Origin of the sequence: Methylobacterium sp. J-068, assembly GCF_022829445.1 — a bacterium.
In the GTDB taxonomy this organism is placed as follows: Bacteria; Pseudomonadota; Alphaproteobacteria; order Rhizobiales; family Beijerinckiaceae; genus Methylobacterium.
On sequence record NZ_JAKSXY010000120.1, the window covers coordinates 24,834 to 41,204 of the forward strand.

The window sequence follows — 16,371 nt, forward strand, 5'->3', positions numbered from 1 at the left end:
CCCGCCTACAGGCTGAGCAGCGCCCCGTCCGCCGGCACCACGTCGTCCGAAAAGACCACCCGTTCCCCCTCCAGCCGCACCTGCCCGCCCGCGACCAGCGCCAGGGCCTGCGGGTAGAGCCGGTGCTCCTGCACCAGGATGCGGGCGGCGAGCGTGTCGGCATCGTCGCCGGGGCGGACCGGCACGGCGGCCTGCGCGATGATCGGGCCGGCATCGAGCTCCGGCACGACGTAGTGCACGGTGCAGCCGTGCAGGCGCACCCCCGCCGCGAGCGCCTGCTCGTGGGTGTGCGTCCCCTTGAACAGCGGCAGCAGGGAGGGGTGGATGTTGATCATCCGCCCGGCCCAGGCCTCGACGAAACCGGCGGAAAAGATCCGCATGAAACCGGCCAGGCACACGAGGTCGATGCCCGCCGCAGCCAGTTCCGCCTGGAGCGCCCCGTCGAAGGCCTCCCGGCTCGGATAGGCCTTGTGGTCGAGGGCACGGGTGGGGATGCCGCGCGCCGCCGCGAAGGCGAGGCCGGGCGCCTCGGGGCGGTTGGCCGCCACCAGCACGATCTCGGCCGGGAAATCCGACGCCTCGGCCGCCGCGATCAGCGAGGCCATGTTCGAGCCGCGTCCCGAGATCAGGATCGCGACCCGAGTCTTTCGGACGACCGCCATCAAAAAGCGAGCCGGCCTTCGAAGGTCACGGGCTCGGGGCCGCGCGGGGTGATCCGCCCGAGGCGGACCGGCGAGGCGCCGCCGAGGTCGAGGGCCTTCGAGACGGCGCTGACGCTCTCGGGCGACACCACCACCACCATGCCGATGCCGCAGTTGAAGGTGCGCAGCATCTCGGATTCGGCGACGCCGCCCACGGACGAGAGCCAGCCGAAGACCGGCGGCGGGATGATCGCGTCGAGGTCGATGCTGATGCCGACGCCGTCGGGCAGCACGCGGGGCAGGTTGTCGGGAAAGCCCCCGCCGGTGATGTGGGCAAGCGCCTTGATGCCGTCCGTGGTCCGCAGGGCCGCGAGCAAGGGCTTCACGTAGATCTGGGTCGGCTCCAGCAGGGCCTCGCCCAGCGTCCGGGCGGGCTCGAAGGGGGCGGGATCGTCGTAGGACAGGCCGCTCTTCTCGACGATGCGGCGCACCAGCGAGAACCCGTTGGAATGCACGCCCGAGGAGGGCAGGCCCAGCACCACGTCGCCCGGCACGATGTTGCCGCGCGGCAGCAGGGTGCCGCGCTCGGCCGCCCCCACGCTGAAGCCCGCCAGATCGTAGTCCGAGCCGTCGTAGAGACCGGGCATCTCGGCGGTCTCGCCGCCGATCAGGGCGCAGCCGGCGATCCGGCACCCCGCCGCGATGCCGCGCACGATGTCGGCGCCGACCCCCGGCACCAGCTTGGCGGTGGCGAAGTAGTCGAGGAAGAACAGGGGCTCGGCGCCCTGCACGATGATGTCGTTGACGCACATCGCCACGAGGTCGATGCCGATCGTGTCGTGGCGGTTCGTCTCGATGGCGATCTTCACCTTGGTGCCGACGCCGTCATTAGCCGCCACCAGGATCGGGTCCTTGAAGCCGGCGGCCTTCAGGTCGAACAAGCCGCCGAAGCCGCCGATCTCGGCATCCGCGCCCGGCCGGCGCGTGGCACGCACCAGCGGCTTGATCGTCTCGACCATGGCGTTGCCGGCATCGATGTCGACGCCCGCCTCCGCGTAGGTCATTCCGTTTTTTGGCTCAGCCGTCATCCGCGCCGCTCTTTTTCAAGGTCATCGTTCCGCGACCTCTAACCGCTTGCGGGCGCCTTCGCGAGTCCGGCGCGCGAGGGGCCGCCATTCCTCGGCGGCGGGCGCCGAGCCGGTGGCGTGACGGGATCGGACCGACATAAACGCCCCGCAGCCTTGACCGTCCCCCGCCGCGTTCCCACTGTTGAGCCGCGGACGACGATTGGGACGGGGAACGGCCGATGCGCGGCAGGGCGATGATCGGGCTGCTGGCCCTCGTGGGCCTCGCCCTTCTGATCTACCTGCTGGCCGACGTGCTGCTGCCCTTCGTGGCGGGCCTGGCGCTGGCCTACCTGCTCGACCCCATCGCCGACCGGCTGGAGCGCCTCGGGCTCGGGCGCCTCACGGCCTCGCTCCTCATCCTGGCGATGTTCGTGGTCGGCCTGGTGGTGGCCCTCCTCCTGGTGGTGCCGCTCGCCGCCAGCCAGGTCTCGGCGCTCGTCGCGACCCTGCCCGGCATGGTCTCGCGCCTGCAGGGGATTCTCGCCGATCGGGTCGGGCCGCTGTTGCAGCGGGTGGGTGGCGCCGACGTGCTCACCGACCTGCAATCCCAGGTCGGCGCCCTGGTGGGGCAGGGCGGAACCTGGTTCCTGGCCTTCCTCAAGTCCCTGTGGTCCGGCAGCCAGGCCCTGGTCTCGATCGCCTCGCTCCTTGTGGTGACGCCCGTGGTGGCGTTCTACCTCCTTGTCGACTGGGACCGGATGGTCGCGGCCGTCGACGGCTGGGTGCCCCCGCGCCATCGGCCGGTGGTGCGGCGCCTGGGCCGCGAGATCGACCGCGCGGTGACGGGCTTCGTGCGCGGGCAGACCCTGGTCTGCCTCATCCTCGGCACCTTCTACGCGGTCGGCCTGTTCCTCGTCGGCCTGAACTTCGGGGTCCTGATCGGGCTGATCGCGGGCTTCCTCACCTTCATCCCCTATGTGGGCACGCTGACCGGCTTCCTGCTCTCGGCCGGCGTGGCCCTGGCGCAGTTCTGGCCGGATTCCGACTGGCTGCATATCGGCCTGACCATCGGGGTCTTCGTGGTCGGGCAGTTCCTGGAGGGCAACATCATCTCGCCCAAGCTCGTCGGCGAATCGGTCGGCCTGCATCCGGTCTGGCTGATGTTCGCGCTCCTCGCCTTCGGATCGCTGTTCGGGTTCGTCGGCCTGCTGCTGGCGGTGCCGGTGGCGGCCTCGATCGGCGTTCTGGTGCGCTTCGCCCTGGAGCGTTATCTCCAGAGCCCGCTCTACCACGCGGACGCTCCCAGGCTCCTGATCCGGGGCGATTCCTAAGATGGCCTCTCGCGAAAACGCGCCCCCGAAGCAGCTCGCCTTCGACCTGCCGGCCGATCCGCGCTACGGCCGCGAGGACTTCCTCGTGGGGCCCGCCAACGAGTCGGCCTACGCGCTGATCGAGGCCTGGCCGAACTGGCCCGACACCGTGTGCCTGCTCACCGGGCCGCCCGGCAGCGGCAAGAGCCACCTCGCCTCGATCTGGGCGACGCGCGCGCATGCCTGGACGGCGCGGGCCTCGGAGATCACCGCCGCCACCGTCCCGCATTTCGTCTCCAACGGCGCCCTGGTGATCGAGGACCTCGATCGGGAGCCCCGCGACGAGGCGGCCCTGTTCCACCTCCTCAACCTCGCCCGCGAGCGCGGCAGCCCCGTGCTCGCCACCTCCGCCGCCTCGGTGGAGGCGCTCGCCCTGACCACCGCGGACCTGCGCTCGCGTCTGCGCCTCGCGCCCGGCGCCACCATCCTGCCGCCGGACGACGCCCTGATGCGGGCGGTCCTCGTCAAGCTGTTCGTCGACCGCCAACTGGTGGTGGATCTCGCCATCGTCGAGGCCCTGGCCCTGCGCATCGACCGCTCCCTCGGGCGGGCGCGCGACGTGGTGACGGCGCTGGACCGCGACGCCCTCAGCCGGGGGCGGCGCATCACCAGGCCCCTGGCCCTGGCGGTGCTGGCGCGCCTCGGTTTCGGGGCGGACGAGCCGGAGGACGACGAACCCGAGACCGACGACGACCCCTGAGGCCCTCCCAGGGCTCCGCGTCACCCGACGCCTGTCATCGAATTGTCAATAACGGCGCCCCGGCCCGTGCTAGGAAGCCGGCCCCTCGACCCATAGGAGAGACACTCTTGGCGGATATGGATTCGGACGCGCCCGCAGCGGAGACCGCCACCCCGCGTGGCACGGGGGGCCGCGCCCGGCCCGCCCGCACCGCCACGCGCCGGATTGCCGCCGCCGTCGCCCAACCGCCTCAAGGGTCGCCCGCGACCGCTCAGGAGTTGCCTGCGGCCGCTCGGGCGCCCGTCCCCGATGCCTTGCCGGACGCCGATCTCGACCTGCCGCCGGCCGGGGAACTGCCCCCGCCGCCCGAGGTGACGCCCGGCACCGAGGCGCGCGATTCGGTGATGGAGGCGGGTCTCGCCCTGCGTCACTCGCCGGAGCGGTTCGTCAATCGCGAGCTGTCCTGGCTGCAGTTCAACCGACGGGTGCTGGAGGAGGCCTCGAACGCCAACCACCCCCTCCTAGAACAGCTGCGCTTCCTCTCGATCTCGGCCAACAACCTCGACGAGTTCTTCATGGTGCGCGTCGCCGGCCTGCACGATCAGGTCCGCGCCGGCCTCGTGCTGCCCTCGCAGGACGGGCTGACCCCGTCCGAGCAGCTGGCCCGCGTCGGCTCCGAGGTCTCGCGCCTCGCCCTCGACCAGCAGACGCGCTGGCGCGAACTGCGCCGCGACCTCCTCGGCGCCGGCATCGAACTCATGGAACCCGCCGGCCTGACCCCGGAGCACAAGGCGTGGCTGGAGGATTACTTCCTCAACCACGTCTTCCCGGTGCTGACGCCGCTGGCCATCGACCCGGCCCACCCGTTCCCCTTCATCCCGAACCTCGGCTCCACCATCGCGCTGATGCTGGTGCGCCCGCGCGACGGCCGCGCGCTACGCGCCCTCATCCGCCTGCCGGCGGTGCTCGACCGCTTCGTGCGCCTGCCCGACGCGGAGAACGACGCCACCGCGCGCTTCATCGCCATCGAGCAGGCCATCGTGCTGTTCACCGGGCGGCTCTTCCCCGGCTATTCGCTCCGCGGGCAGGGGGCGTTCCGCGTCATTCGCGATTCCGACCTCGAGATCGAGGAGGAGGCCGAGGACCTCGTCCTGCATTTCGAGACGGCCCTGAAGCAGCGCCGCCGCGGCGTCGTCATCCGCCTCGAGGTCGAGGCCGGGATGCCCGAGGACCTGCGCGCCTTCGTGGCCGACGAACTCGAGATCGGCAGCGACGCGGTGATCTTCGTGGAGGGGATGCTGGCCCTCAACGAACTCTCGCAGATCGTCGGCATCGACCGGCCGGACCTGAAGTTCAAATCCTACAACCCGCGCTTTCCCGAGCGCATCCGCGAGAGCGGCGGCGACGTCTTCGCGGCGATCCGCCAGAAGGACTTCACCGTCCACCACCCCTACGAATCCTTCGACGCGGTGGTGCAGTTCCTGGCGCAAGCCGCGCGCGACCCGAACGTGGTGGCGATCAAGCAGACGCTCTACCGCACCTCCTCGAATTCGCCGATCGTCGCGGCTTTGGCCGAGGCCGCCGAGCTCGGCAAGTCGGTCACCGCCCTCGTCGAACTGAAGGCCCGCTTCGACGAGGAGGCCAACATCCGCTGGGCGCGCAACCTGGAGAAGGCCGGTGCGCAGGTGGTGTTCGGCTTCATCGAGCTGAAGACCCACGCCAAGCTGTCGATGGTGGTGCGGCGCGAGGGCGACCGGCTCGTCACCTACTGCCACGTCGGCACCGGCAACTATCACCCGATCACCGCGCGCATCTACACCGACCTGTCCTTCTTCACCGCCGACCCGGCGGTGGCCCGCGACGTCAGCCGGATCTTCAACTACATCACCGGCTACGCGGAGCCCGCCGAACTGGAGCGGATGTCGGTCTCGCCGCTGACCCTGAAGCCGCGCCTTCTCGAGAACATCGAGGCGGAGGTGGCCCATGCCAAGGCGGGGCGCCCGGCGGCGATCTGGATCAAGTGCAACTCCCTCGTCGACCAGCAGATCATCGACGCGCTCTACGATGCCTCCCAGGCCGGCGTGCAGATCGATTGCGTGGTGCGCGGCATCTGCTGCCTCCGGCCGGGAATCCCCGGCCTCTCGGAGACGATCCGGGTGAAGTCGATCGTCGGCCGCTTCCTGGAGCACGGCCGCATCTACTGCTTCGGCAACGGCGTCGGGCTGCCCCACCCCAAGGCGACCGTCTACATCTCGTCCGCCGACCTGATGAGCCGGAACCTCGATCGCCGGGTCGAGGCGCTTCTGCCGATCACCAATCCGACGGTGCATCAGCAGGTGCTCGACCAGATCATGCTGGCCAACCTCCTCGACAACCGCCAGAGCTGGCGTGTACTGGCGTCGGGTGCCAGCGAGCGGATCCAGCCCGCCGAGGGCGAGGAGCCGTTCAACGCGCACAAGTATTTCATGACGAATCCCAGCCTGTCCGGGCGCGGCAAGTCGTCGAAGAAGTCGAGCCCGCGCGCCCTGAGCCGGCGCGCGCAACGTGGCTGACGGCAGCGTGCTTTACGGATTGTCCAGAGGAGCCCGCATGGGCCTCGACCCTGCCCACATGCCCTTCCGAGGGACATCCTTCCAAGGGACCGGTGACCACATCGAGCCGGTGGCGATCATCGATATCGGCTCGAACTCGGTGCGGCTCGTCGCCTATGACGGGCTGACGCGGGCGCCCACCCCCCTCTACAACGAGAAGGTCCTGTGCGGCCTCGGCCGCAACGTGCTCACCACCGGGCGCCTCAACGAGGAGGCGGTGCGCCGCGCCCTCGTCGCCCTCGCGCGCTTCCGCGTGCTCTGCGAGACCATGCGGGTCAGCCGGGTCTTCGTGCTCGCCACGGCGGCGGCGCGCGACGCCGAGAACGGGCCGGACTTCCTCGCGGCGGCCGAGGCCGCCTGCGGCCAGCGGATCGAGCTGCTGTCGGGCCGGCGCGAGGCGGAGCTCTCGGCGCTCGGCGTCGTCTCAGGCTTCCACGCCCCCGACGGCGTCGTCGGCGACCTCGGCGGCGGCTCCCTCGAACTCGTGGACGTGCGCGGCTCCACCGTCGGCATGGGCGTGACCATGCCGCTCGGCGGCCTCGCCCTCCAGGACCTCTCGGGCGGCTCGGTCAAGAAGGCCCTCAAGATCGTCCGCGAGAACCTGAAGAAGGCGGCCCCGCAGCTGGAGACCCTGCGCGGGCGCAGCTTCTACGCCGTCGGCGGGACCTGGCGCGCCCTGGCCCGCCTGCACCAATCGGCCCGGGGCTACCCGCTCCACGTCATGCACGGCTACAGCGTCGAACCCTCCGACGAGCTGAACTTCCTCGAAGTGGTGGAGCGCACCGACGCGGCCCTGCTGCAGGACGTGGAGAGCGTCTCGGAGGCCCGGCGCCCGCTCCTCGCCTACGGGGCGGTGGTGCTGGAGGAGATCATCCGGATCGGGCGCCCGCGCGAACTCGCGGTCTCGGCCAGCGGCGTGCGCGAGGGCCTGCTCTACGAGCAGCTCGACCGCGATGCCCGCCTCGCCGACCCGCTGCTGACGGCGGCGGCCGAGCTGAATGCGCTGCGCGCCCGCTCGCCGGGCCATGCCCGCGACCTCATCGCCTGGAGCGACCGCTTCATCGCCAGCCTCGACCAGCCCGAGACCGCCGACGAGCGCCGCCTGCGCCACGCCGCCTGCCTCCTGTCCGACATCGGCTGGCGGGCGCACCCGGATTACCGCGGCGAGCAGAGCGTCAACGTCATCACGCACGCGGCCTTCGTGGGCATCGACCATCCGGGCCGGGCCTACCTCGCGCTGGCCATCTACTTCCGCCACGAGGGCATCGCGCCGGAGAAGGCGAGCCCGATGCTGCGCAACCTCGCGGGTCCCCGCCTGTTCGAGCGGGCGCGCCTGCTCGGCGCCCTGCTGCGCCTCGCCTTTCCGCTCTCGGCCGGCATGGAGGGGGCGCTGGGCGGCCTGCCCGTCATCGTCGCCGACGGGCGCGTGACCCTGACGCTCCCCCCCGGCCAGGACGCCCTGCCGGGCGACCGCATCCTCAACCGGGTGCGCGGCCTCGGCCGCCTGTTCGGACTCGACGGGCGGATCGTGGGCGGCTGACGCCGGCGGATCGACCGCCTCCGGTCCTCGGGAACAGGTGTGGAGCGCCCATGGCGACCTTCAAGGACCATTTCTCGAGTCATGCGGCCGGCTACGCGGCGCATCGGCCGACCTATCCGGCGGCACTCGTGGATGCCCTGGCGGCGGCCGCGCCCGGGCGGGACCTCGCCCTCGATTGCGGCTGCGGCACGGGACAGCTCTCGGTGCTGCTCGCGGCCCGCTTCGCCCGCGTGGTGGCCACGGATGCGAGCGCGCAGCAGATCGCCAACGCGCGCCCACACCCGTCGGTGACCTATCGGACGGCGCCGGCGGAGCGGAGCGGCCTGCCGGATGCGAGCGCCGACCTCGTCACCGTGGCGCAGGCGGCGCATTGGCTCGACCTCGACGCCTTCTACGCCGAGGCCCGCCGCGTGGCCCGGCCCGGGGCGATCCTGGCCCTCGTCACCTACGGCGTGCCGCATGTGGGGGATGCCGCCGCCGAGGCGGTGGTGCAGGGCTTCTATCGAGACGTGCTCGGCTCCTATTGGCCGCCGGAGCGCCGCCACGTCGAGGACGGGTATCGCGGCCTCGCTTTCCCGTTCGCCGAGATCGCGACGCCGCCGCTGGCGATCGCGGTTTCGTGGTCCCTGGGCGACCTCATCGGCTACACCGAGACGTGGTCGGCGGTGCGGGCGCTGGAGCGCGCGGCCGGACGTGCCCCGATGGAGACCTTCCTGACGGCTCTCGCCGAGGCCTGGGGCGAGCCCGAGCGTCGGCGAAGCGTGCGCTGGCCGCTCTCCGTGCGGGCCGGCCGGCTCTGATCGGAAGGCGGTTCGGCCTCGGAGCGGATCGACACGCCGGTCCATCGCTCCGTCCCGGCACCGATCCGCGCGGGAATTCCGATGCCGGTCGGAATTTTGTATACAATCGAGCGGCCGCGCTTTCCGTTTCCGGTCTCCTTCGGCAACGACTCGGCCGCTCCCGCGTTCGTTCCCCGGCGAACACCCATGTTCGCGTCAGGGGCGCCGACCGCACCCTGGGCGCGCCCGTTTCGGCGGGCGCCGCGCCACATGCAGGATGCCACGACCTTTGACGACGGGTGTCGACCGCTCCCAGCTTCACCAGATCATCGCCGGCCTCACCGAGGGGGTGATCCTGATCGAGCCCGACCAGCGCATCGCCTGGGCCAACGCGGCCGCCCTCGCCATGCACGGGGCGGCCGAGCTGGCCGAGCTCGGCGGCACCGTCGCGGCCTACCGCGAGCGCTTCGTGCTGCGCTACCGCAACCATCACGTCATCAGCCGAACGCCGATCGAGCGCGTTCTGGCGGGCGAGACCTTCGACGAGGTCATCGTCAACGTGCGCCGGACCGACCGGCCGGACTTCGACGTGATGCAGCGCATCCGCAGTCTCGTCATCACGGACTCGGCCGGCGCGCCGGATTGCCTCGTCCTGATCCTGACCGACGTGACGGCGCAATTCGAGGCCGAGGCGCGCTTCGAGAAGACCTTCAACGCCAACCCGGCGCCCGCCCTGATCTGCCGGCTCTCGGACCTGCGCCACGTCAAGGTCAATCTCGGCTTCCTCGAGATGACGGGCTATCGCAGCGACGACGTCCTCGGGCGCAGCGTCTACGAGATCGACGTGCTGAACGAGGCGCGCAACCGCGACCTCGCCATCGGCCGCCTCAACGCGGGCGAGACGATCCCTCAGATGGAGGCCTGCCTGCGCCTGCCCGATGGCGGAACCCGCTTCGTCATCGTCGCGGGCCAGCCCATCGACATGGGCGACGAGCCCTGCATGCTCTTCACCTTCGCCGATCTCGAACTGCGCAAGAAGGCGGAGGTCGCCCTGCGCCACAGCGAGGAGCGCTTCGCCAAGGCCTTTCGCCTGACGCCGGTGCCGACGCTGCTGTGCCGGGCCGAGGGCTTCGCGGTGATCGGCGTGAACCAGGCCTTCGCCCGCGTCTTCGGCCACACCGAGGAGGGCGTGGTGGGGCAGTCCCTCGACGCGGTGGGCCTCTGGAGCGATCGCACCCAGCGCGAGCGCTTCGGGGCGGACCTCGCCGCGCAGGGCAGCGTGCTGGCCTTCGAGGCCTGCCTGCGCAGTCGGGACGGGATCGATCTGGACTGCCTCGTCTCGGCCGAGAGCGTCACCATCGGCGACGAGGCCTGCTTGCTCGCGGTCCTCCAGGACATCAGCGACCGCAAGCGCTCCGAGCGCGAACTCTTCGGCGCGATCGAGGCCGTGATGGCCGATACGTCGTGGTTCAGCCGGGGCCTCATCGAGAAGCTGGGTAGCCTGCGCCATCCCGGCACGCCGGAATCCCGGCCGGCGACGCCCGACCTCACCCGGCGCGAGGGCGAGGTCCTGCGCCTGATCTGCCAGGGCCACGGCGACGCCGCCATCGCCAAGCGTCTCGGGCTGACCCCCAACACCGTGCGCAACCATGCCGCCGCCCTCTACCGCAAGCTCGGGATCCACCGGCGCGGCGAGGCGATCATCTGGGGCCGGGAGAACGGTTTCGCGTCCTGATGCCGTCTCCGCCTGATCGAAGCCGAGACGGTCTCACAGCCGCGGGTCTCCTATAGCTGGATGTGCTCGCTGACACTCTGAGGGTCCAGGGGTTCCAGGAACGCGGCGCCCACGCCGCTCTCGAACTGTCGCACGACGCTGGCCCAGGTTTCCCCGATCCTGAACTGGGTGCCGAGTTCGATCGGCTCGCCGACATAGAGCGCCGCGCCGGATGCGGAGACATTGAGGAGCTTGCCCGGGATCGTTCGGCCGCACGGCAGATGGACGGCGACCTGCGTGCGAAGCGGAACGATCCGCCGATGCACGCGAGACGGCGTATCGGGCACGAACTGCTGGCGCGCCAGGGCCACCAGGTCCTTCGCGATGCTTGCGATCGATGGCGTCCGCGCGTGGATCTTGACGACGAACGTCTCGGCGCCCGCAAAGGTCACGACGCCATTCACTTGACCGACGTGACGAATGCTACAAGTCAACCTTTCCTCGCGCTCGGGAACGATAGAAGACCGAAAGCAAATCCCATCGACCGAGATATCATGGGTGACCGCGTAGAAGTCCGAACGCCCGTCACTCCAACAATGGGCCGGAAGCACGACCCGATGACGCGAGACCGGTCTTGTCTCGATTTGATTGACACGAAGCATGGTGCAAAGCCATGCCACCGAGATGTTTCGAGAAGCCTAGCACGAACGGAGAGATTGTACGGGAAATCGAGGCCTCGGATCAAATCCGGTTGATCCCTTCGAGATAACGGATCTGGGCTTCGCCCGGGCGCCGCGCGGGCTGGGCGATCCTGTCTCCGCTTCGATCAGGCGGCGACAGGATCACAGGGCGGGACACGCCATGTCACGCGCAACGAACCGCGTTCGAGGGCCCTACAGGGCCGCCTTGATCGCGGCCGCGATGCGCTTCAGGCCGGCCTCGACGTCGCCGCCCTTGATGTGGACGCGCAGAGCCCGGCGCCCGCGCTCGGCCAGCACCGCGAAATCGCCGCGCGCCTGGGCCGCCACCACCGTGCCGAAGCCGAGGCTGCGGCCGGGAATGGCGAGATCGGCCGAGGGGTCGGCGGTGATCTGGAGGAACACGCCGGTATCCGGGCCGCCCTTGTAGGCCTGTCCGGTGGAGTGCAGGAAGCGCGGCCCGAATTCGAGGCAGGTCGCGAGGCGCCGCGCATCGCGGAGCGCCACGCGGGCCTCCTGCAAGATCGCGTGGTGGCCGGGATTGCGGGCCACGTAGGCGAGGAGGGCGACGTAGTCGCCATCCTTGGCGCGCGCCAGGTGCGCGGCGATCGCCGCGTCCAGGCCCTCGGCGGTCTGGCGCAGGGCGCCCGCATTGCCGGCATCGGCGTAGAGCGCGATCGTGTCGTCGGCGAAGATCGGGGTCTCCGCGGGCAGGGCGCCGCTGGCCTCGGCGGCGTCGAACAGCTTCTTCGTCTCGATCTTGCTCGCCTCGACGTCGGGCTGGTCGAAGGGGTTGATGCCCAGCATCGCGCCGGCCACCGCCGTGGCGATCTCGAAGCGGAAGAATTCCTGCGGCAGCTGCTCCTCGTTGGCGAGCGTGATGCGCGCCACCGGATGGCCCTCGCGCTCGAGGTTGCGCAGGGCCTCGTCCTGCCGGGCATCGGCCCGGCCGTCGAGGCGCAGATACACGAAGAAGCGGTCGCGGCCGTAGACGGCCGGCACGTCGACGGGCTCGCCGTCGATGGGGATCAGCCCCTTGCCCGCCTTGCCGGTGGATTCGGCGATGAGCTGTTCGGCCCAGGCGCCGAAGGTGTCGATCCCCGGCGAAGCGATGATCGTGACCTTGTCGCGGCCGGCGGTGAGGGCCGCGGCCCCCATGGCGGTGCCGAGGAGCACGCCCGGGTTCTGGGCCGGCGGCACGGCCGGGCCGCAGGAGCGCACCATGATCCGGGCGTTGTCGAGGAAGGCCTTCACGTCGATCCCCGAGGCCGCCGCCGGCACGAGGCCGAACGCCGAGAGCACGGAGTAGCGGCCGCCGATCTGCGGCACGCCGTAGAAGATGCGCCGGAAGCCGTCGGCCCTGGCGGCCTTCTCCATGGCCGAGCCCGGATCGGTGACGGCGACGAAGTGCGAACCCGCCTTGTCGCCGACGACCTCCTTCATCCGGCCGAGGAAGTAGTCGCGAAACACGTTGGGCTCCAGCGTGGAGCCCGACTTGCTGGCCACGATGAAGAGCGTGGTCGCCAAGGTGATCGCGGCTTCCGTCTCGCGGACCTGATCCGGATCGGTGGAATCGAGGATGCGCAGGGTCGGAAACCCCTCGCGGGTGCCGTAGGTCTCGGCCAGCACCTCCGGGCCGAGGCTCGACCCGCCCATGCCGAGCACGACCACGTCGGAGAAGCCGCCGGCCCGCACCTCCTCGGCGAAGGCCTCGTAATCGGCGACGTGCTCCAACTCGTCCTCGACGATGCGCAGCCAGCCGAGCCAGCGATCCTCGTCAGCATCGCTCCACACGGTCTTGTCGTGGGCCCAGAGCCGGCGGATCTTGCCCGAGGCGCGCCACTCCTCGACGGCCTTCTTCGCCGCGGCACTCAAGGCCTCGTCGAGCACCAGGGTCTGGGCGTCGAGCTTCGGCCCGAGGAAGTCGATGCGCTTGGCGGCCACCGCGCCCAGCAGCTTGTCGGCGGCGTCGATGAAGAGCCGCACGCCCTCGTCCACCAGGGTGTCGGCGATCGTCTCGATGTCGATGCCGGCCTCCGCGAGGCGCGCCATCACGCGCTCGGCCCCCGCGACATCGCTCTCGATCGCGGCCTTGACGGTGCCGTGGTCGCGGAACGCGTCCATGGTGGCCGGCGGCATCGTGTTGACGGTGTCGGGACCGATCAGCTCCTCGACATAGAGCACGTCGGAATAGGCCTTGTTCTTCACGCCCGTGGAGGCCCAGAGCAGGCGCTGCGCCTTGGCGCCCTTCTCGGCCAGGGCCTGCCATTGCGGCTCGGCATGGATCGCCTTGTAGCGCTGGTAGGCGAGCTTGGCGTTCGCGATCGCGACCTTGCCCTTGAGTTCGTCGAAGCCGCCCTTGTCGTCGAGCGCCTTGTCGACGGCGACGTCGATGCGGCTGATGAAGAAGCTCGCGACGCTGGCGATCCGCGAGACGTCGCCGCCCTTGGCGGAGAAGGCTTCCAGGCCGGCGATGAAGGCGCGCGCCACCGCCTCGTAGGTGTCCACCGAGAACAGCAGGGTGACGTTGATGCTGATGCCGTCCGCCGTCAGGGCCTGGATCGCCGGGATGCCCTCCCGGGTCGCCGGCACCTTCACCATCAGGTTGTCGCGCGCCACCGTCTCGTGGAGGCGGCGGGCCTCCGCCAGGGTCTCTTCGGTGTCGAGGGCGAGGTAGGGCGAGACCTCCAGGCTGACATAGCCGTCGGCCCCGTCGCTGGCCTCGTAGACGGGGCGCAGCACGTCGGCGGCGGCCTGGATGTCGGCGATCGCGCAGCCCTCGTAGAGATCGATGACCCGGGCGTCGCCCTTGTCCATCACGGCCTTCAGGGCGTCGTCGTACTCTGAGGAGCCGCCGATGGCCTTCTCGAAGATCGAGGGATTGGAGGTGACGCCGCGCAGGCCGTCCGCGTCCACCAGGGCCTTGAGCTTGCCGTCGGCGACGAAGCCGCGGGCGACGAAATCGAGCCAGACGGCCTGACCCTGTTCGGGGAAGAGAGACTTGAGCGGGTTCATGCGAAAACTCCTCGTCGTCCGTCATCGGCGAGTCGCGCGCGGGAGATGCGGCGCCTCGCACGTCATCGATCCTGTGGCCCTCCTCCCCAGGAGGGGGAGGAGGAACGCGCTCCGGTCGGGGATAGGCCCCCTCGCGGCCTACTTCCTGTGCCGCGCGATCTGGTCGCGGGCGGCTGCGAGCACCTTCTCGGGGGTGAAGCCGAACTTCGACTGCAGGTCTTTGATCGGCGCCGAGGAGCCGAAGGTGTGCATGCCGACGATGGAGCCGGCCGAGCCCGCGTAGCGGTCCCAGCCGATGACCGAGCCCTGCTCGACGGCGACGCGCGCCAGCACCTCGGGGATGAGCACGCTGTTGCGGTAGGCCTCGTCCTGGCGCTCGAACAGGTCCCAGGACGGCATCGAGACGACGCGGGCCTTCACGCCCTCGGCCTTGAGGGCCTCGTAGGCCGAGACGCAGAGCTGCACCTCGGAGCCGGTGCCGATCAGGATCACCTCGGGCGTGCCCTCGCAATCGGCCAGCACGTAGGCGCCCTGGGCGGTGCCGGCCGCGCTGGCATAGCGCGAGCGGTCGAAGGTCGGCAGCGGCTGGCGGCTCAGCGCCAGCACCGCCGGCTGGTCCTTCAGGCTCATGATGACGCGATAGGATTCCGCGACCTCGTTGGCATCCGCCGGGCGCAGGGTCACGAGGCCCGGAATGGCGCGGAGGGTGAGAATCTGCTCCACCGGCTGGTGGGTCGGGCCGTCCTCGCCCACGCCGATCGAGTCGTGCGTGAAGACGTGGAAGACCGGCACCTCCATCAGCGCCGCGAGGCGGATCGGCGGGCGCATGTAGTCGGCGAAGACCAGGAAGGTGGCGCCGTAGGCGCGCAGGCCTACGAGGCCGAGGCCGTTCACGATGGAGCCCATGGCGTGCTCGCGCACGCCGAAATGGATGTTGCGGCCACCCGGCTCGAACGGGGTGAGCGAGCCCGCGCCCTCGAAGGTGAGGTTGGTCTTGTTGGAGGGCGCGAGATCGGCCGAGCCGCCGAGCATGAACGGCACGTGCTTGGCGATGGCGTTCAGCACCTTGCCGGAGGATTCGCGGGTGGCGAGGCCCTTCGCGTCCGGCTCGAAGACCGGGATGTCGCGGTCCCAACCCTCGGGCAGGCGGCCTTCGAGATAGGCGTCGAGCTCCTCGGCATGCGTCGCATCCGCCGCCTTGGCCTCCTGGAAGAAGCCTTCCCAGGTGGCATAGAGTTCGGCGCCGCGCTTGCCGATGCCGTTGCGGAAATTGTCGTAGACGCCGTCGGGGACCAGGAACTGCGCGTCCTCGGGCCAGCCATAGGCGCGCTTGGCGCCCTTGACCTCTTCCTCGCCTAGCGCGTCCGAGTGGGCCTTGGCGGTGTTCTGCTTCGTCGGCGCGCCGTAGCCGATGATCGAGTTGACGACGATCAGGGTCGGGCGGTCGCTCGACTGGAGGAAGGTCTCCAGGGCCGAGGCGATCGCGTGCACGTCGTTGGCGTCGGCCACCCGGAGCACCTGCCAGCCATAAGCGAGGAAGCGCGCGGCGACTTCCTCGGAGAAGGCGAGCTCGGTGTGGCCCTCGATGGTGATGGTGTTGTTGTCGTAGATCCAGCACAGGTTCGACAGGCGCAGGTGCCCGGCGATGGAGGCGGCCTCCGAGGCGACACCCTCCATCAGGTCGCCGTCCGAGCAGATGGCGTAGACGTTGTAGTCGAACAGCGGCAGGTCGGGCCGGTTCAGACGCTCGCCGAGGAAGCGGCCGCCCATGGCCATGCCGACGGAGTTCGCGACACCCTGGCCGAGCGGCCCGGTGGTGGTCTCGACGCCGGTGGTGAAGTGGTATTCCGGGTGGCCCGGGGTGCGGCTGTCGAGCTGGCGGAAGTTCTTGAGGTCGTCGATGGTCAGCGCGGGCGCGTTGCCGCCATCCTTCTCGGCAACGCCGGCGAGATGGATCAGGCCGTAGAGCAGCATCGAGGCGTGGCCGGCCGAGAGCACGAAGCGGTCGCGGTTGGGCCAGTGCGGATGCGCCGGGTCGTAGCGCAGGTAGCGGTTCCACAGGGTGTAGGCCACGGGCGCCAGCGCCATCGGGGCGCCGGCATGGCCGGAATTGGCCTTCTGCACCGCGTCGATGGCGAGGGTCCGGAGCGTGTCGATGCTGAGCTTGTCGATCTCGCTCAGGGCCGCGTTCGGCTGGGTCTCTGCTCCGCTCATCTCTCGTCGTCCTTCATCTGGGGCTTGTTCGCCAGGCGCTCTTGCAGCGCACGGGCGTCGCGC

Annotated in this window: 11 protein-coding genes; 6 read left to right on the forward strand and 5 right to left on the reverse strand. The window is 70.3% G+C overall.

Annotation, left to right across the window (positions count from 1 at the left end; translation table 11 throughout):
- Positions 1-5: 5 nt before the first annotated feature.
- Positions 6-662 (reverse strand): phosphoribosylglycinamide formyltransferase, encoded by a 657-nt coding sequence (gene purN, locus MKK54_RS20070; protein ID WP_244013508.1) that lies wholly within the window; start codon positions 660-662, stop codon positions 6-8.
- Positions 662-1,729 (reverse strand): phosphoribosylformylglycinamidine cyclo-ligase, encoded by a 1,068-nt coding sequence (gene purM, locus MKK54_RS20075; protein WP_244013510.1) that lies wholly within the window; start codon positions 1,727-1,729, stop codon positions 662-664. The genes purN and purM overlap by 1 nt, the downstream gene beginning before the upstream one ends.
- Positions 1,730-1,947: 218 nt before the next feature.
- On the opposite strand from purM, the gene MKK54_RS20080 reads away from it, so the two are divergent.
- The 6 genes from MKK54_RS20080 to MKK54_RS20105 all read left to right on the forward strand — a co-directional run bounded on the left by MKK54_RS20080 (position 1,948) and on the right by MKK54_RS20105 (position 10,402).
- Entirely contained in the window at positions 1,948-3,039 is a 1,092-nt protein-coding gene (locus MKK54_RS20080; protein ID WP_244013512.1) for an AI-2E family transporter, read from the forward strand.
- A gap of 1 nt (position 3,040) precedes the next feature.
- Positions 3,041-3,778 carry a hypothetical protein gene (locus MKK54_RS20085; protein ID WP_244013515.1) on the forward strand — a complete coding sequence of 246 codons (738 nt, stop codon included), beginning with the start codon at positions 3,041-3,043 and terminating at the stop codon, positions 3,776-3,778.
- Positions 3,779-3,894: 116 nt separating this feature from the next.
- The gene (locus MKK54_RS20090) at positions 3,895-6,309 is read left to right on the forward strand and encodes an RNA degradosome polyphosphate kinase (RefSeq protein ID WP_244013575.1); all 2,415 of its coding nucleotides are present in this window, start codon (positions 3,895-3,897) and stop codon (positions 6,307-6,309) included.
- A gap of 37 nt (positions 6,310-6,346) precedes the next feature.
- Positions 6,347-7,888 carry an exopolyphosphatase gene (gene ppx / locus MKK54_RS20095; protein WP_409564213.1) on the forward strand — a complete coding sequence of 514 codons (1,542 nt, stop codon included), beginning with the start codon at positions 6,347-6,349 and terminating at the stop codon, positions 7,886-7,888.
- Between the two features lie 50 nt (positions 7,889-7,938).
- Positions 7,939-8,688: a class I SAM-dependent methyltransferase gene (locus tag MKK54_RS20100; protein ID WP_244013517.1), complete on the forward strand. Its 750-nt coding sequence runs from the start codon at positions 7,939-7,941 to the stop codon at positions 8,686-8,688.
- Positions 8,689-8,956: 268 nt separating this feature from the next.
- Entirely contained in the window at positions 8,957-10,402 is a 1,446-nt protein-coding gene (locus tag MKK54_RS20105; protein WP_244013519.1) for a helix-turn-helix transcriptional regulator, read from the forward strand.
- Positions 10,403-10,452: 50 nt separating this feature from the next.
- Here the strand turns inward: MKK54_RS20105 and MKK54_RS20110 are convergent, their stop codons facing one another.
- The 3 genes from MKK54_RS20110 to tkt form a co-directional block, all read right to left on the reverse strand.
- Complete coding sequence (locus MKK54_RS20110) at positions 10,453-10,833, reverse strand: PilZ domain-containing protein (RefSeq protein WP_244013521.1); 381 nt, start codon at positions 10,831-10,833, stop codon at positions 10,453-10,455.
- Between the two features lie 441 nt (positions 10,834-11,274).
- On the reverse strand, positions 11,275-14,094 hold the full coding sequence (locus MKK54_RS20115) for a bifunctional transaldolase/phosoglucose isomerase (protein ID WP_244013523.1): 2,820 nt from the start codon (positions 14,092-14,094) through the stop codon (positions 11,275-11,277).
- Between the two features lie 138 nt (positions 14,095-14,232).
- On the reverse strand, positions 14,233-16,308 hold the full coding sequence (tkt, locus tag MKK54_RS20120) for a transketolase (RefSeq protein ID WP_409564214.1): 2,076 nt from the start codon (positions 16,306-16,308) through the stop codon (positions 14,233-14,235).
- Positions 16,309-16,371 lie beyond the last annotated feature (63 nt).

Bases quoted from the DNA above. Each gene is read 5' to 3' on its own strand.
- purN (WP_244013508.1), bottom strand. From the start codon at position 662: ATGGCGGTCGTCCGAAAGACTCGGGTCGCGATCCTGATCTCGGGACGC.
- purM (WP_244013510.1), bottom strand. From the start codon at position 1,729: ATGACGGCTGAGCCAAAAAACGGAATGACCTACGCGGAGGCGGGCGTC.
- MKK54_RS20080 (WP_244013512.1), top strand. From the start codon at position 1,948: ATGCGCGGCAGGGCGATGATCGGGCTGCTGGCCCTCGTGGGCCTCGCC.
- MKK54_RS20085 (WP_244013515.1), top strand. From the start codon at position 3,041: ATGGCCTCTCGCGAAAACGCGCCCCCGAAGCAGCTCGCCTTCGACCTG.
- MKK54_RS20090 (WP_244013575.1), top strand. From the start codon at position 3,895: ATGGATTCGGACGCGCCCGCAGCGGAGACCGCCACCCCGCGTGGCACG.
- ppx (WP_409564213.1), top strand. From the start codon at position 6,347: ATGGGCCTCGACCCTGCCCACATGCCCTTCCGAGGGACATCCTTCCAA.
- MKK54_RS20100 (WP_244013517.1), top strand. From the start codon at position 7,939: ATGGCGACCTTCAAGGACCATTTCTCGAGTCATGCGGCCGGCTACGCG.
- MKK54_RS20115 (WP_244013523.1), bottom strand. From the start codon at position 14,094: ATGAACCCGCTCAAGTCTCTCTTCCCCGAACAGGGTCAGGCCGTCTGG.
- tkt (WP_409564214.1), bottom strand. From the start codon at position 16,308: ATGAGCGGAGCAGAGACCCAGCCGAACGCGGCCCTGAGCGAGATCGAC.